The 15,955-nt window shown below is 38.8% G+C and carries 12 protein-coding genes; 9 read left to right on the top strand and 3 right to left on the bottom strand.

Annotated elements, in window-relative coordinates; all coding sequences use genetic code 11:
* Positions 1-4: 4 nt before the first annotated feature.
* A complete protein-coding gene (locus tag ELS83_RS09980) occupies positions 5-700 on the bottom strand; it encodes a Crp/Fnr family transcriptional regulator (RefSeq protein WP_171595426.1) in 696 nt (231 codons plus the stop codon).
* 360 nt (positions 701-1,060) lie between these two features.
* Between ELS83_RS09980 and ELS83_RS09975 the strand changes: the two genes are divergently transcribed.
* The 9 genes from ELS83_RS09975 (at position 1,061) to ELS83_RS09935 (ending at position 11,548) form a co-directional block, all read left to right on the top strand.
* Positions 1,061-1,594, top strand: coding sequence for a rhodanese-like domain-containing protein (locus ELS83_RS09975; protein ID WP_171595425.1), 534 nt, complete (start codon positions 1,061-1,063; stop codon positions 1,592-1,594).
* 59 nt (positions 1,595-1,653) lie between these two features.
* A complete protein-coding gene (locus tag ELS83_RS09970; RefSeq protein WP_171595424.1) occupies positions 1,654-3,534 on the top strand; it encodes a rhodanese-like domain-containing protein in 1,881 nt (626 codons plus the stop codon).
* 95 nt (positions 3,535-3,629) lie between these two features.
* Positions 3,630-4,670 carry a porin gene (locus ELS83_RS09965; protein WP_171595423.1) on the top strand — a complete coding sequence of 347 codons (1,041 nt, stop codon included), beginning with the start codon at positions 3,630-3,632 and terminating at the stop codon, positions 4,668-4,670.
* Positions 4,671-4,733: 63 nt separating this feature from the next.
* On the top strand, positions 4,734-5,579 hold the full coding sequence (locus ELS83_RS09960; RefSeq protein ID WP_171595422.1) for a sulfurtransferase: 846 nt from the start codon (positions 4,734-4,736) through the stop codon (positions 5,577-5,579).
* 197 nt (positions 5,580-5,776) lie between these two features.
* On the top strand, positions 5,777-8,011 hold the full coding sequence (locus ELS83_RS09955; protein WP_171595421.1) for a molybdopterin-containing oxidoreductase family protein: 2,235 nt from the start codon (positions 5,777-5,779) through the stop codon (positions 8,009-8,011).
* Complete coding sequence (locus tag ELS83_RS09950; RefSeq protein WP_171595420.1) at positions 8,008-8,541, top strand: 4Fe-4S dicluster domain-containing protein; 534 nt, start codon at positions 8,008-8,010, stop codon at positions 8,539-8,541. The genes ELS83_RS09955 and ELS83_RS09950 overlap by 4 nt, the downstream gene beginning before the upstream one ends.
* Positions 8,542-8,700: 159 nt before the next feature.
* A complete protein-coding gene (nrfD, locus tag ELS83_RS09945; RefSeq protein ID WP_171595419.1) occupies positions 8,701-9,642 on the top strand; it encodes an NrfD/PsrC family molybdoenzyme membrane anchor subunit in 942 nt (313 codons plus the stop codon).
* A gap of 462 nt (positions 9,643-10,104) precedes the next feature.
* Positions 10,105-10,527 (top strand): hypothetical protein, encoded by a 423-nt coding sequence (locus ELS83_RS09940; protein ID WP_171595418.1) that lies wholly within the window; start codon positions 10,105-10,107, stop codon positions 10,525-10,527.
* Positions 10,528-10,960: 433 nt separating this feature from the next.
* Positions 10,961-11,548 (top strand): TetR/AcrR family transcriptional regulator, encoded by a 588-nt coding sequence (locus ELS83_RS09935; RefSeq protein WP_171595417.1) that lies wholly within the window; start codon positions 10,961-10,963, stop codon positions 11,546-11,548.
* A gap of 91 nt (positions 11,549-11,639) precedes the next feature.
* Here the strand turns inward: ELS83_RS09935 and ELS83_RS22560 are convergent, their stop codons facing one another.
* Positions 11,640-13,754, bottom strand: coding sequence for a M3 family metallopeptidase (locus tag ELS83_RS22560; protein WP_171595416.1), 2,115 nt, complete (start codon positions 13,752-13,754; stop codon positions 11,640-11,642).
* A 171-nt stretch (positions 13,755-13,925) separates the two neighbouring features.
* Positions 13,926-15,899 (bottom strand): peptidase U32 family protein, encoded by a 1,974-nt coding sequence (locus tag ELS83_RS09925; protein ID WP_171595415.1) that lies wholly within the window; start codon positions 15,897-15,899, stop codon positions 13,926-13,928.
* Positions 15,900-15,955 lie beyond the last annotated feature (56 nt).

Genomic DNA, 15,955 nt, shown 5'->3' with positions numbered 1-15,955 from the left:
AGTTTTATCCTGTTTCACAAATTCGTTCTAACCTCTCTCTGTCAAGTATTTCCAGGTTTCTTCCTTCCAGGGAAATGATTTTATCATCCTTAAATTCCTTAATCACCCGTGAAAGGCTTTCAACCGACATCACAGTAATTTCAGCAAGGTCTCTTCGCGAGAGCGCCATTTCGAAGTTATTGCTTTTGTACAAACGATCGGACAGGCATAAGAGAATATCTGCCAACCTTCCACTGGCCTGTTTTTGAGTCAGACAGAAAAGACGTCCATATCCGCGAATGGTATTTTCATTCAGGCGAGCTATGAGTTTCGAAGCAAAACCAGAGTTTTGCTCAATAATTTTACTAATGGTATTCATTTCGAAAAGGCACACAGTTGTGTTCTCGTAGGCAACAGCTGTGTAATGGAAAACACTATTACCGAAAAGAGACTGTAATCCGATCATATATCCATCCTTTTCGATGGTTAAAATGATGTTTTTATTGTGACCTCCTTCGATATACATTTTCACAAATCCACTCTTAATATAGATCAAATGAGATGCAAGCATGCCTTGCTTACATACAATTTCACCTTTCTTAAAAGTGACCTCGAAGCGTCCCTGGTCTATCAGAACTAGTTCTTCATCAGACAGTTCCTTAAAGCAAGCAGATTTGCTTACGCAATCTTTGCAACAGGTTGTTTTTACAGGCATTGCCATAGGGTAAGGGGGTTTAGGTTGTTGTATGCACTCCTGTAAATATATACAAATTTAGAGTATAATCATATGTCATATAACGGAAAAAAACATGTAATAGATCAAGTTTTGACCTGTCTGGAGTCAAACTTTTTGTTTCAAATTACCGATTCTGGGTTGACGGATTGGGATGCAGTTTTCTCGATTTCAGGGTGGGAATCCTTTAATATTGTAATAGAGAAATAAATCTTTATTGAGGGCAGGCTAGTTTTATTTCAAAAAGATCAATTCTGCTTATCAAAATACTTGCAAACGTTATAAGAACGTGCAAATATAATAATTCTTATCAAAATGTTACAGTTTTTAAACCTAAATATCAAATCTATGAAAACAATAAAGGCTTTTTTCTTTATCTGCCTTATTGCTCTTGCAGCTTGTAGCAGTAATACGAACCAAACTGCAAAAACATACAAGAGCGTTGATGAAATGGTGGCTGATGCGCGAGTACAAATTACTGAAATAACAGTAAGCGATTTCCACACTTTAATGAATGGTGAAGATCCATATGTATTATTAGATGTACGCCTGCCAAAGGAACATGATAAAGGTTATATCCCCGGGTCGGTATCTATTCCAAGAGGAGTTCTGGAATTTAGAATTGCAAGCGAAAAGGTATGGGATGAAGAAGGATTGTATGTACCAGAAAAGGAAGAATTACTGATTCTGTACTGCAAGAAGAGTAATCGTAGTCCGTTGGCTGCCTTAAAATTACAGCAGCTTGGATACAAAAATGTGAAGGTAATTAGCGGAGGCTGGCATGGCTGGCACGAAGCTTATCCCGAAATCAGCGAAGATAATATTGAAGAAGGTGGGATGGAATATGCCGCAACTGAAGAAGAAGATTCAGGCGGATGTTAAAACTTGAACTATCTAACCTAATTAAACCCTAAACTAATACAAATCTAAACTATTGAGTCATGAAAAAATTAATGAAGTTTTTCTTTATTTTTACATTGGTACCCGCATTACTTCTGACTTCTTGTAAGGAAGAGAATGATGTGTATACTCCAGAGCCGGGTCCTGATCTAACGGTTAATTTTGAAACATTAACCAACTATATGGTCGAGAATGACCTTGATCTTCCGGATGTTTTGAATGGTTGGATTACTGCAGCGCCAGCAGAAGCTGATTTAGCAACTTTTCTGAATACTTATGATATTATTGATATCAGATCGGCAGCCGATTATGCAGCAGGTCATATCGAAGGTGCTGTGAATTCATCTTTAGACAATATTTTGAATACAGCCAACGGTACAACAAAACCAATTTTGGTTGCTTGTTATACTGGTCAAACTGCTGGTCATGCAGTAGTTGCATTGCGCTTAAGCGGATACACAGATGCCAAAGTATTAAAATGGGGGATGTGCGGTTGGAACTCAACTCTATCGGGCAAATGGGAAAGTAACTCAGGTGCTACCAATGGTGCAGTTGGTGAAGGACATGCAAACTGGGTAACTACTCCTGTGGCTACAAATCAGACTTTTAACTTCCCTGGTTTCAGTACAACTGCTACTTCAGGTGCAGCCATGCTTGAAGAGAGAGTAAATGCAATGCTTATTGCTGGTTTCAAAGGTGTTTCTGCAAGCGATGTGTTAACAAATCCATCGAACTATTTTATTAATAACTATTGGGCACAAGCCGATGTTGACCATTACGGACATATTGCTGGTGCATATAGAATTCAGCCTTTAAGTATCGAAGGTGGCGAATTGGCAAATCTTGATTCTGATGCTACAGTATGTACTTACTGCTGGACAGGTCAGACCTCTTCTATGATTACTGCTTACCTTAATGTAATTGGTTATGATGCAGTTTCTCTGAAGTTTGGTTCGAACAACATGATTTATCCATCATTGGAAAGTCATAAGTTTTCTACTCCAACAACCGATTTACCACTTGTTACTTCTAACCCGGTAGAAACCAATCCTTTCGAAACTTTATCTGATTATTTGGTAGCCAATGATCTTGATTTACCGGACATTTTAAATGGATGGATTACAGCTGCTCCAGCAGAAGCTGATTTGAATACCTTCCTTTCTACTTACGATATCATCGATATCCGTTCGGAAACCGATTACAATAATGGACATATTGATGGTGCAATAAACTCATCATTAGGAAATATTGTAGCTGATGCTGCAAGTACAACGAAACCAATTTTGGTTGCTTGTTACACTGGTCAAACTGCGGGTCATGCAGTAGTTGCATTGCGCTTAAGCGGATACACCGATGCTAAAGTACTTAAATGGGGTATGAGTGGTTGGAATTCAACTTTATCTGCTTCCTGGGAAAACAATTCAGGTGCTACAAATGGCGCTAACGGTGAAGGTCATGCAAACTGGGTAACTACAGCTGTAGAAACTCCTCAAACTTTCGAATATCCAACATTAACTTCTTCGGCTACTACAGGAGCTGCCATTCTTCAGGAAAGAGTTACAGCAATGACTTCAGGTGGATTTAAAGGAGTAAAAGCTTCAGATGTATTAACATCTCCAGCAAACTATTTCATTAACAATTTCTGGGATCAGGCAGATGTTGACAAGTATGGTCACATTGCAGGTGCGTACAGAATTAAGCCTTTAAGCCTTGAAAATGACGAGTTGAAAAATCTTGATGCAAGTGCTACAGTATGTACTTACTGTTGGACTGGTCAGACTTCTTCTATGATTACTGCTTATCTAAGTGTATTGGGTTACGATGCAGTTTCATTAAAATTTGGTTCGAACAACATGATTTATCCATCATTGGAAAGTCACAAGTTTAGCACGCCAACAACCGATTTACCATTGGTAAACTAGTACAGGAATAAAAAATATTCAAAAAACTAACCGAATATCGGGAATTGCACAGCAAGCATTTGAAATGCAATTCCCAAAACCTAAAAAAGATAATCATGAAAAAATTATATGCATTACTATTTGCAATTGCTTTCTGTCTTCCAATGATGGTAAATGCACAGGGTTGCGACGAACCATCGGGCGAAGGTGTTAACGTTTTTGGTTTTATTCAGCCAAAATATCAGTACAACGAAAATGCTGCGAACGACGATACCAACACATTCGATTTTAATCGTGCACGAATTGGTGTAATGGGGAAAATTCCTTACGATATCAGCTACTATGTAGTATTGGAAGCAAGTCCTGATAATACAAGACATGATGGAGATGCTTACCTTTTGGATGCATTTGTAACCTATTCTCGTTTCGATTTTGCTAAAATTTCACTGGGTTCTTTCAAGTCGCCTATCTCAATGGAATTGAATACACCTTGTCACAAACTACACACAATAAACCGTTCGAGAGTTGTTGAGCAATTGGCTACTCCAGATCGTGACCGTGGTTTTATGATTTTAGGTGGAGCCGATACCACTTTGTTCCAGTACAGTTTTGCAGTAACCAATGGTACTGGCTTATTCGATAAGGACGACAACAAGAAGAAGGATTACGCTGCACGTGTAGTATTAAATCCTCATAAGAACTTCAAAATTGGTGCAAGTTACAAGTATGGTGAATCAGCTTCTGCTACAGCAGGAATGCCTGATGACGAAAGAACAAGATATGGTGCCGACCTTCAGTACAAAACTGGTGCTTTTATGTTGCAAGCCGAATACTTATATGGTAAAGATGTTGGATCTTATACAACCGGTGGAGGTTGTGGCGAAGAGCTAACCTTACATCAGGGTAGCGTGAAACGCGATGGTGGTTTTATCATGGCAATGTACAAGTTCAACAACAACCTTCAGCCAGTATTTAAATGCGAATTCTTCGATTCGGATAAAGATATGGGCAACAACACAGAATTCTGTACAACTTATGGTTTGAACTATTTCTTGAACGATTGGACCAAGATTCAGGCAAACTACGTGTACCGTGCAGAAAGAGCTGATGAAATTGATAATGATATTTTCATGTTACAGGTAACTGTGAAGTTTTAACAATTGATTGATTGGGAGTGAAATACCTCCCAATTTTTTAATAACACTCAAAAAAATTAGATGATGAAAAAAATGATATTGCTTGCATTTGTTTGTTTTCTTGGCATGCAAATGACATTTGCTCAGGATGTAATTTCTGTAAAAGAATTTCTAAAGATCAAGAACAATGATAACGTGGTGCTGGTAAGTACACGTAAAGCTACTGATTATGCGAAAGTACACATTGACGGTGCGATTCATGTAAATCATAAAGATCTGTATAAGGCAGAACCAAAAAGTACCTTAAAATCAACAGCCGAAATCGCTAAAATTTTAGGTGCTAAAGGAATTAGCAACAACAACACCATTGTATTGTATGATAATGGATCGGGAAAATATTCGGGTCGTGTATACTGGATTTTAAAGTATTTAGGTGCGAAGGACGTAAAAGTTCTTGATGGACACATGAAAGCCTGGAGAATGGCTCGTAAGCCTGTAACCAAAAATCCTGTAAAGAGAAAAGCAACTACATTTAATGTTGCAATAAATAAAGCTGCTATTGCCGATATGGTTCAGGTGAAAAAAGCAACAAATTCGGCTGCCGCAGTTGTGGTAGATGTACGTTCGGCTGACGAATACAAGGGAATTAAAGAATCTAAATTGCCTAAGGGACATATTCCTAACTCTATCAACCTTGAGTTTAAGAATGTAATGACCAGCAAAAGCAAACTAAAATCGAAAGAAGAATTACAGGCATTATTTACTGCTGCAGGTATTACAAAAGATAAGGAAGTAATTCTTTACTGCGAATCGAGTGTTCGTGCAGGAATCGTTTACCTGGCACTTAAATCTGCTTTGGCTTACCCTAAGGTAAAAGTTTACGATGGAGCATTGTTTGAGTGGACTGCTACAGAAACAGTTCAGAAGTAAGCTCATTTTTTCATAAATCTGATATCATATCCTTCGTTCTTCGAAGGATATGAGTTCAGCTCAATGACTACTGCAAATATAAATTTACGAAGAAAGTAGTGTTTATCTGAATTTGCTATTCAATCTGTAAAATCAAAGAAAACCACAAATTATATATCTGTTTAGATAGCATCAGTTCAATTTAAAATATCAACCTGATGAACAAGTCGAGAAGAGAATTTATTAAGTTATCCGCAATTGGCGCAGGAGGTTTGGTTTTAGCCAATCCGCTATTGAATGCCATGATTGGGCAGGTAAATGCTGCTGAACCAATGGATGCTTCAAAAATAAAGCGCTTCCCAACATACTGCGAAGTTTGTTTCTGGAAGTGTGCCGGATGGGTTTACACCGATGAAAAAGGTGAAATCTGGAAAATTGAAGGAAACGAAGATGATCCGCATTCTAACGGAAGATTCTGTCCGAGAGGTACAGGAGGAATCGGAATGTACAATGATCCTGATCGTTTAAAAACCCCTTTAATGCGTGTTGAGGAAAACGGGAAACAAACTTTTGAAGAGGTGAGTTGGGATAAAGCCTTCCGTTTTATCGCCGAAAAAATGAATAAAATTAAAGACGAAAGCGGAGCAGAAAGTCTTGCCTTGTTCAAACACGGTTCGGGTGGTGCACATTTCGGAAAACTGTTTAAAGCTTTTGGTTCACGAAATATTACAGCTCCTTCCTACGCTCAGTGTAGAGGTCCCAGAGAGGTGGGCTTCCATACTACTTTTGGATCAAATATCAACTCTCCAGAACCAGTCGATCTTGAAAATACCAAATGTTTGGTGCTGATTGGAAACCACATTGGAGAGAACATGCACAACTCTCATGTGCAGGAAATGTCGAAAGCCATTGATAGAGGTGCAACAATTATTACTGTAGATCCAAGATTATCTACAGCTGCCAGCAAATCGAAATACTGGTTGCCAATTAAACCGGCTACCGATCTTGCCCTTTTACTGGCTTGGATGAACGTAATTGTTACCGAAGAATTATACGATAAAAACTATATCGAGCAATACGCTTATGGTCTGGAAGATTTGCAAGCCCATGTTGCCGATAAAACCCCTGAGTGGGCAGAAAAAATTACCACCATTAGTGCTGATGTGATTCGCCAGACAGCAAGAGAAATGGCCTTTCACGCACCAGCAACATTAATACATCCTGGCCGCCACGTTACCTGGTATGGCGATGATACACAACGATGCAGGGCAATGGCCATGCTGAATGCCTTATTGGGATCGTGGGGTAGAAAAGGTGGTTTCTACTTCCCCGAAAAAGCAAAAGTACCTTCATTCCCTCACCCGGGTTATCCACCGGCAAGCTGGACCTGGAACGATTACCTTGATGGAAAATATGCTTTGGCAGGATCTTCAATTGCGAATGTATTTGTAGATATGTCGCATCCCGATAACGAATCGGATCATAAAATAAAAGGATGGTTTGTTGTGGGAACCAATTTAATTTCCACCATTCCTGATACAGAAAGGACCTTAGAGGCCATTCAAAACCTCGATTTGTTGGTGGTGGTTGATACCATGCCAATGGAAATTACGGGTTATGCCGATATTATATTGCCTGAATGTACCTACCTGGAGCGTTACGACGATATGCGTTTGTCTCCGAATCGTGTACCTAATATTGCCGTTCGTGTTCCGGCTGTTAAGCCAAAATATTTATCGAAACCATCCGACTGGATCGTTAGAAAACTGGCTAAGAAACTGAAATTATCGAAACACTTCAACTACGAAAGTTATGCCGAGGTAATCGATTGGCAATTGAAGCAAGTAGGTTCTTCGTTGGCAGAACTAAAGGAGAAAGGCGTTCTGAAACTAGATCGTAAGAGTCCAATGTTCCTGGAAGAGGATGATTACCATGAATTTGGAACATCAACCGGAATGATTGAGCTGTACTCCCTGGATCTGGAAATGGAAGGATTCGACCCAATTCCGAATTATACACCACACCCCGAGCCACCGCAAGGATATTATCGCCTGAATTATGGTAGAGCTCCAATGCACACCTTCGGAAGAACGGTTAACAATCCGAACCTGAATGAGCTGATGAGCGAAAATTGCCTGTGGGTGAACCCATTTGTGGCTGCCGATAATAATTTGGAGAATGGCCAGGAGGTTTGGCTGAAGAACCAGGATGGAGTTGTTTCGGAGTTTCCAATTAAAGTTCGCGTTACCGAGCGTATCGGAAAAGACAATGTTTATATGATTCACGGATTTGGTAGAGCCAATAAGAAACTGAAACGATCATACGGTAAGGGAATTAGCGATACTCAATTGGTAACAAACGTTATGGTTGACCCAATTATGGGTGGAACCGGAATGCGTGGAAACTTTGTAAGTTTTGTAACAGATAAACCAGAAAGTGAGGTAGTATCATGAGATATGCAATGGTAATTGATACAAAAAAATGTGTTGGCTGTAGCGATTGTGTTGTTGCCTGCCAAAACGAAAATCGTGTTCCTATTGGATACTGTCGCGACTGGGTTATCGAAAATGCAAAAGGAACATTTCCAAATGTGAGTATTGAGCTCAGATCAGAGCGATGCAACCACTGCGAAAATTCTCCATGTGTAAGATGTTGCCCAACAGGGGCAAGTCATTACGAAGAAGGAGGGTTGGTAAAAGTAACTCGCCACGAATGTATTGGTTGCGGTGCCTGTGTTCAGTCTTGTCCTTACGATGCCCGTTACTCTCATCCCGACGGATTTGTCGACAAATGTACCTTCTGTCATCACAGAATAAGCGAAGGAAAATTGCCTTCCTGCGTGTCGGTATGTCCAACCGAATGCATGTATTTCGGCGATTTGGATGACAAGGAAAGCAAAGTATATCAATTGTTACAAAACAGAGATTGGAAAGTGCTGGCTCCCGAAGTGGGAACAAAACCACACGTTTACTATCTGGTTTAATGATATTCAAGATAATGCCGGCAAAGCCATTCAAGTTGGTTGTTGTATTGCGTTTCTCCGGCAGGTTTTAACAAGTTCAAGTTTTAATACGATTCCGTTCGTCAGGCTTCTTATGCGCTGGGGTAAGTCTGATGAACGAAATCTAAAAACAATCGAATTATGAACGAAGAAATTATAATTAGTGGAAGAATGAATCCCAAAATCGATCCAGTACTGGCGATTTGGGGATGGGAAATTCCATTGTATTTATTTTTAGGTGGATTGGCAGCAGGAATCTTATTTTTTGCCGCTTTATATACCATATTAGGCAGGGAAAAAGAATTGCCAACTGCCGTAAGAAGAGCAACTTTCCTTGTGCCGGCTATTTTGGTAATTGGTTTGTTTGCTTTATTCCTCGATTTAAAGAATAAACTCTATTTCTGGCAACTGTATACCACAATCCGTTTAGAATCTCCAATGTCTTGGGGAGCATGGGTTTTAATGCTGGTTACACCACTATCAATTGTATGGTGTGTTGCCTATTGGAGAGATTTGGTTCCCAACTGGAAATTCAAAGTAGAGTGGTTGGAATATATCGAAAAGATGGTGAACAAATATCGCAAGCCATTGGCCTGGGTAATGATTGTTTCATCGGTAATTTTAGGAATTTATACCGGTATTTTGCTTTCGGCATTTAATGCCAGACCATTGTGGAACACCTCAATATTAGGCCCTTTGTTCCTGGTTTCTGGTTTATCTACAGGTGCAGCTGTTATCATGTGGATGTCGAAAGATCATCTGGAAAGAACCCTTTTTAGTAAAATTGATTTGATATTGATCGGAATCGAAATCTTTTTCATCATCCATTTGTTTATGGGATTCCTGGCAAGTAATGCCGCTCAAATTGAAGCAGCACAACTCTTCCTTGGCGGAGCTTATACATTGCCATTCTGGGGTGGAGTAGTGGTACTGGGATTACTGGTACCTGCCATTTTGGAAATTATGGAACTGAGAGGAAAAAAAATACCTGTGGCATTTCCGGCTTTCCTTATCCTTTTGGGTGGAATGATCTTCCGTTTTATCATGGTAGATGCCGGACAAATTAGTAAGTATCTATATTAACATGCGATCATGCATCATCCAAATTGTAAAGCTTAGGTTTAAAATGATTGTTTTGGGGAACTGAAACAAGTTAATCACGTAAATTGAAAAGGATACAGTTACTGTATCCTTTTTTTTTGCTTCATTTTCTAATGCGTTCTTCTAAGCGTTTTAAAAGTAATTTCAATTATAGAGGCTGTTCTTGATTGGAATTTTAGAATCAAAAAAGTAATGTTTCATGAAGCAGATTTTTACTTTCCATTAAGCCAAATTACGATCTCAAAAATTACTCAATATAAATTAAGTCGATTATGAGTGTGCGTTCGTCGATTGTTAGATACGATATGTCGATATCGCTTGTATAAATAAAAATCGGATTGCATATTTATAATTAGCTATACTGTTGGGACTTATGTGAGTTGGAGTTCATTGCTCCCAATTATCATTCTTTGTAAATTCTATTAACAATTAATATTTTTTAAGATGAAAAAGATTAAAACTATTTTAGTAATTCTTCTATTTGCCAGTATAAATAGTGTTTGTGCTCAAGAGTTGAGTGTAAGCGAATCTTCAGGTGTCAAAATAGAACAACTTCCGGAGTATGTAATCATAACATCAGAAAATACCAAGCTATTGGGAGGATCGGGTATAAGCATTGATTACAAAAAATCTGAATACAAACAGGTTTTGGAGCAATTGGAATTATTGTTACAAAATCGAAAAAAGTTACAAATTAGAAATCAAACCGACTTGTTAAATGCAATGTCCAAATTAGGTTTTGAATATGTTGATGCATACCAGGCAACGGCTTCTGGTGCTGAAGGAGGAGATAAGGAATTTTCTATAAATGATTCCAAATTCAGAGTGAATATGGTGTTTCGAAAAAAAATAGAATATAGAAAATAATCAACACATGACTGCTTCTATTCATTTCTAAATGCACTTGAAGCTGAATTCCTGAAGGGAGAACGAGGGCTTTTTTGTGATCTTAATTATCATTGGAAAATCTTATCGTAATTTTCTATAACCAACAGTGTAATAACTTACGATGGGCTACTAATCAAGACATTTTCACTCACCTGGTATAGAAAGTCAAGCATACTCTCTGGAGAGAATAAATACCCGATGAGATTCAAATTACACAAATCCACCTGCACACAAATTTATTGAAAGTTTCATGAGACTCTGTAAGTGTCAGTAAATCTGAGGTGAATGGCTCTTTTTTTTAGTTCCCAAATCGAGGTTTAGAACATATTGGTATTTGTAAATATTTGGAAATAACGGTATTTCTGTTGTAACTTAGATAAAAACCGATGTTTTTATTTAAACAATTGTGATTATGGCTCCTACAAATAAATTACCGAAAGAGATAGAGAAGAGGAGAGAAATTCTAAGTACAGCCTTAGAAATTTTTGTGCAGGAAGGTTATTTTGCAGCTACCGGAGCAAGCATAGCCAAAGCTACAGATATTTCGGAGGATCAGTTGTTCTCCTATTTCGAAACCAAGGAAGATTTGCTGCATACCATTGTGGATGAGGCGGTTCATATTCTATTCGATGGACTGGATCCGAATGAGGATGGAGATCTTCTGGAAGTTGAATTGCTCTTCTTTATCAACGATTATTTCGACTCGACCGAAAAGAACCTAAAATTCTTTAAATTGTTCTATGCACTTCGATGGCAGCCAGGTGTTCTGCCATTGTACCAGCAGGAACTAGATAAAATTGTGAGCATGAAGTTCGATGTGCTGAATGAATATTTCAGCAAGAGCGGTGCGGCCGATCCCGAAATGGAAACAGAGTTTTTAACCTCGATGTTGGATGGTATAGCTATGAATTATGTCCTGGAGCCAGAAGGATATCCAATTGATGCCATGCAGCAAAAGATTTTGAATATGTATATTACCAAGGCCGAATACGAGGAGTAATGAATAATGTGTAATGAATAATGAATAATATAAAAAAATCCGATCCACATTGTGGATCGGATTTTATATTTGATTCGCTATCTGTTATAGCTTATTTTAATCCTCTCTTGTTCAACAATGCGTCAATGCTTGGCTCAGCACCTCTGAATCGTACGTACAATTCCATTGGATCTTCAGTTCCACCTTTTGCAAGAATGTTATCGCGGAATGCTTTAGCAGTTTCAGCATCGAATAAAGTAGTTTCCTTGAAAGCCTGGAAAGCATCAGTATCCAATACACCAGCCCAAATGTAAGCATAGTAACCAGCTGAATAACCACCAGCAAAAATGTGGTTGAAGTAAGTAGAACGGTATCTTGAATAGATTTCAGGAATCAAACCTAATTCGTTCAAGTAGTTCTTTTCGAAAGTCATTACATCATCAGTTAATTCTTCTGAAAGTGTATGATATTTCATATCCAACATAGAAGCAGCAAGGTACTCAACAGTTGCAAAACCCTGGTTGAATTTACCAGCATCCTGAATTTTCTTCACCAACTCAGCAGGAATTACTTCACCAGTTTTGTAATGCTTCGCGTAAATAGCCAACATTTCTGGCTCGAAACACCAGTTTTCCATAATCTGAGATGGAAGCTCTACGAAATCGCGAGATACAGAAGTTCCTGATAAGTAGTTGTACTTACACTTAGAGAAAAATCCGTGAAGAGCGTGACCAAATTCGTGGAATAAAGTTTCAACTTCGTCTGGAGTTAATAAAGCAGGAGTATCGCCAACAGGCTTGGTAAAGTTACAGATGTTCATGATGATAGGAGTAACCTCTTTATCTGTACCGAAACCTGATTGCTTGCGGAATGAGCTCATCCATGCACCACCACGCTTAGAAGCACGTGGGTGGAAGTCCATATAGAAAATACCAATGTGAGTTCCATCAGCTTCCTGCATTTCAAACACCTGGTTTTCCGGGTTGAATTTTGCAATATCATTACGCTCAATAAATTTCACACCCCAAAGCTTGTTAGCCAATGCAAATGCACCTTCACGTACGTTGTTGATTTCGAAATATGGACGTAATTCTTCTTCGTCAAGATCGTATTTTGCTTTCTTCACCTTGTCAGCATAGTACCACCAGTCCCATGAAGCCAGTTTGAATTTACCACCTTCTTTATCAATGATTTTTTGCATCTCCTTCACTTCTTTCTTCGCGTTTGGAAGAGCAGCAGTCCAAAGCTTGTTCAACAATTCGAAGGCTTTTTCAGGAGTTTTAGCCATGTTTCTTTCCAAAATGTATTCAGCGTGGTTGTTGTAACCAAACAATTTAGCACGTTGGATACGAAGGTTTACAATTTTCTTCGCAATCTCTTTGTTATCGTACTCGTTGTTGTTGTTACCACGATTTACATAGCCCATGTAAAGCTTCTTACGAAGATCACGATTATCTGCGTACTGTAGGAAAGGCAACATGCTTGGCTTCTGAGTTGTGAACATCCACTTGCCTTCTTTACCAGCAGCTTTTGCAGTTTCGGCAGCAGCACCAATAACACCAGCAGGAAGACCAGCAAGATCTTTTTCGTTATCGATAACCAATTCGAAGCTGTTGGTTTCGTTCAGTACATTTTCGCCAAACTGAAGCGTTAATGAAGAAAGTTCAGCATCAATTGCACGAAGTTTTTCTTTCTTGTCAGCCGGAAGGTTAGCACCACCGCGAACAAATCCTTTGTACATTTTGTCTAACATGGTTTGTTCTTCAACAGAAAGTTCCAATTGATCTTTTTGCTCGTAAACTGCCTTAATTCTTTTGAATAAGTTTTCGTTTAGGCTGATATCACCATAGTACTTTGTTGTAATTGGCGATAATTTTTTCGCCAAAGCAGCAATTGAATCGGTATTTTCTGATCCTTTGATATTGTAGAATACATTTCCTACTTTATCCAATAAAGCACCAGATTTTTCGTATGCTAAAATTGTGTTTTCGAAAGTTGGAGCTTCTTTGCTGTTCGCAATGGCTTCAATTTCCGCACGACCTTCTTCCATACCTTTCATGAAAGCAGGCTCGAAATGTTCGAATTTAATTAAATCAAACGGAGGAGTTTGATGAGGAGTGTTGTACTCAGCAAAAAACGGATTGTCAGTCTTTTGCTCGCTTTTTTTTCCATCACAGGCTGTAAAAACAACACCTGCTACAAGTAAATAAAGGAACGTCTTTTTCACTTTAATAGGTTTAGTGTTAATATTAAAATTGTTGAATCGCCAAAATAGTAAAAAACTCTGTCTTTACTAAGGGTTTTTACCCATTTAGCAACATGTTTTTTGCAATTAGCAATTATCAATTAATAATGATCAATTCCTAATTGTTAATTGATCATTGATAATTGCTAATTGTTATTTAAGTCCTTTTTTAAGGTTAAAACTCGTAGATGGCTGTACCTGTTTCGATTGCTGGAAATTCTTCATCAGTCTTTTGAAAGTATTCGAGGATACTTTCTCGTTGCTCAGGTCGATCAGGAACCTTCTGAAACCTTCTTTGTACAGGTTATTTTTCTGTTGCATCCACGTTACCGGATGTTTTGGATAGACAATGGTCATTCCATCGCGAAGTTCTTTATTGTATTCGCCCTGCATATCGTCAATTAATTCATCGTTTACTGTTTTTACTGGCATGCGCGAGTAAAACAGTTGTGGGTAGAAGTAGACTGGTACAATTCCGAATCGGTCATTGCTTTTTAACAAATTCTCCAGGTCATTTTCCTGGGGATGGCTGTACAGATTGATTCTTTCATCACGCAAGTGCGCAATTGCGGCATCGTTAAACAGGTACACATTCTCGTTACAGGAAACACGCGCTTTGTTTGGCAATAGCAACTTTTGAGAGATGTGGCTCAGCATAAAATTCTGATATCCGTTTCGCATAGCTTTCTTGCACAGCTGCTTGTAAAAATCAAGATCTTTCTCCTGGATGAATTTTGGCAATTCAATCATGATTTTTTGTGCATTTTTCTGCAGGAAAGGCACATCCCACTTCAACTCTTCCCATTCCGATTTTTTCAGGTTCAAAATCAGGTAGTTTACCTCGTTCAAATGAACTTTTCTCAACCAAGCCAAAGAATCGATTCGAACGTAAACCTGTTCTTTCTGAGGAATGTTCTTTTTGCCCAGTGAGTGTAAGATTTTTGCTTTCTCCGTTCGGTGAAGATTGGCTTTTAGTGGTTTTCCTTCTTCGCGGAATTTGTTTGGGAATTTTTCCTGCATCATTCCGGCCAGGTACACCTGGTCGCCTTTCTCGGCAACTACATTTCCAATTTCGAGTTCATAGGAAGCTTTGCTCAGTTCTCTAAACTCTTTCACCTTCACTGCCTTTTGCGGTTCTCCGTTTTTTTGCTTGAATCGAACCCTGTTTCCAACTTTAATTTCATGATTAGAGGTGAAAATCACAGTGTTCTTTGTTCTTTTTTCAACCCTTCCAATCAAAATTCCTGTGTTGGTATTTTCTGTAATGGCTTTGTTTACATTTCCGGCAAGAAAATAACCAGTTTTCTCACGCCCCATATCGTAAGCCAAAATCTCTTTGGCCGTTTTTACATCATTCTCATCAATTACCTTACGATAGGCCCTCGAAACATTGTACACAAACTCTGCCGGTTTCAAACGGCCTTCAATTTTAATGGATTCAACACCCATTTTCATTAGGTCGGGCAAAACATCAACGGCCTGGTTGTCCTTTAAACTGAATACATAGCTTTTCTCTTTCCCGGTTTCGTAAAATCTTCTGCAAGGTTGTGCGCAAAGGCCGCGATTGGCGCCACTACCACCTAAAAAGCTGCTGAACAAACACATGCCCGAAAAGGAGTAGCACAATGCGCCATGCATAAAGATTTCCAGTTCAATATCCGATTTTTTGCGAATCTCTTTCAGTTCGGGCAGGGTTAATTCCCTGGCCATTACCACGCGCTCGAAATCTTTATCTTTACAATAGATCGCACCCAGCGAATTGTGATGTGCCATTTGTGTACTGGCATGTACCGTAATTTTCGGGAAATGCTTTTTTACCAGGTAATAAACGCCCCAATCCTGAATGATTATGGCATCCACACCAATTTTCTGCACCAGGTTTAAGGTATCCAGCAAATCGGGCAATTCCTCGTTTTTAATTACCGTATTTAAAGTAAGATAAACCTTCATGTTGTTCTTCCTGGCAATTTTAATGAGAGCCAGCAATTGTGAGCTTGTAAAATTCGATGCTCTTCCACGTGCATTAAATTGTCGCAGTCCAAGGTATACGGCATCGGCTCCACCTTTTACGGCAGCATGAAACATTTCAGGATTCCCAACGGGTAATAATAATTCTGGTTTATTCATTCTTTAAAAATTTGTTCTGTTTGCAAAGATAGAACCGAAAATTGGGCTTAGCGAGT

Source organism: Marinifilum caeruleilacunae (assembly GCF_013141825.1).
Classification (GTDB): domain Bacteria; phylum Bacteroidota; class Bacteroidia; order Bacteroidales; family Marinifilaceae; genus Marinifilum; species Marinifilum caeruleilacunae.
Note: the sequence above shows the minus strand (reverse complement) of the source record. Positions and strands in the feature narration are given on the sequence as shown.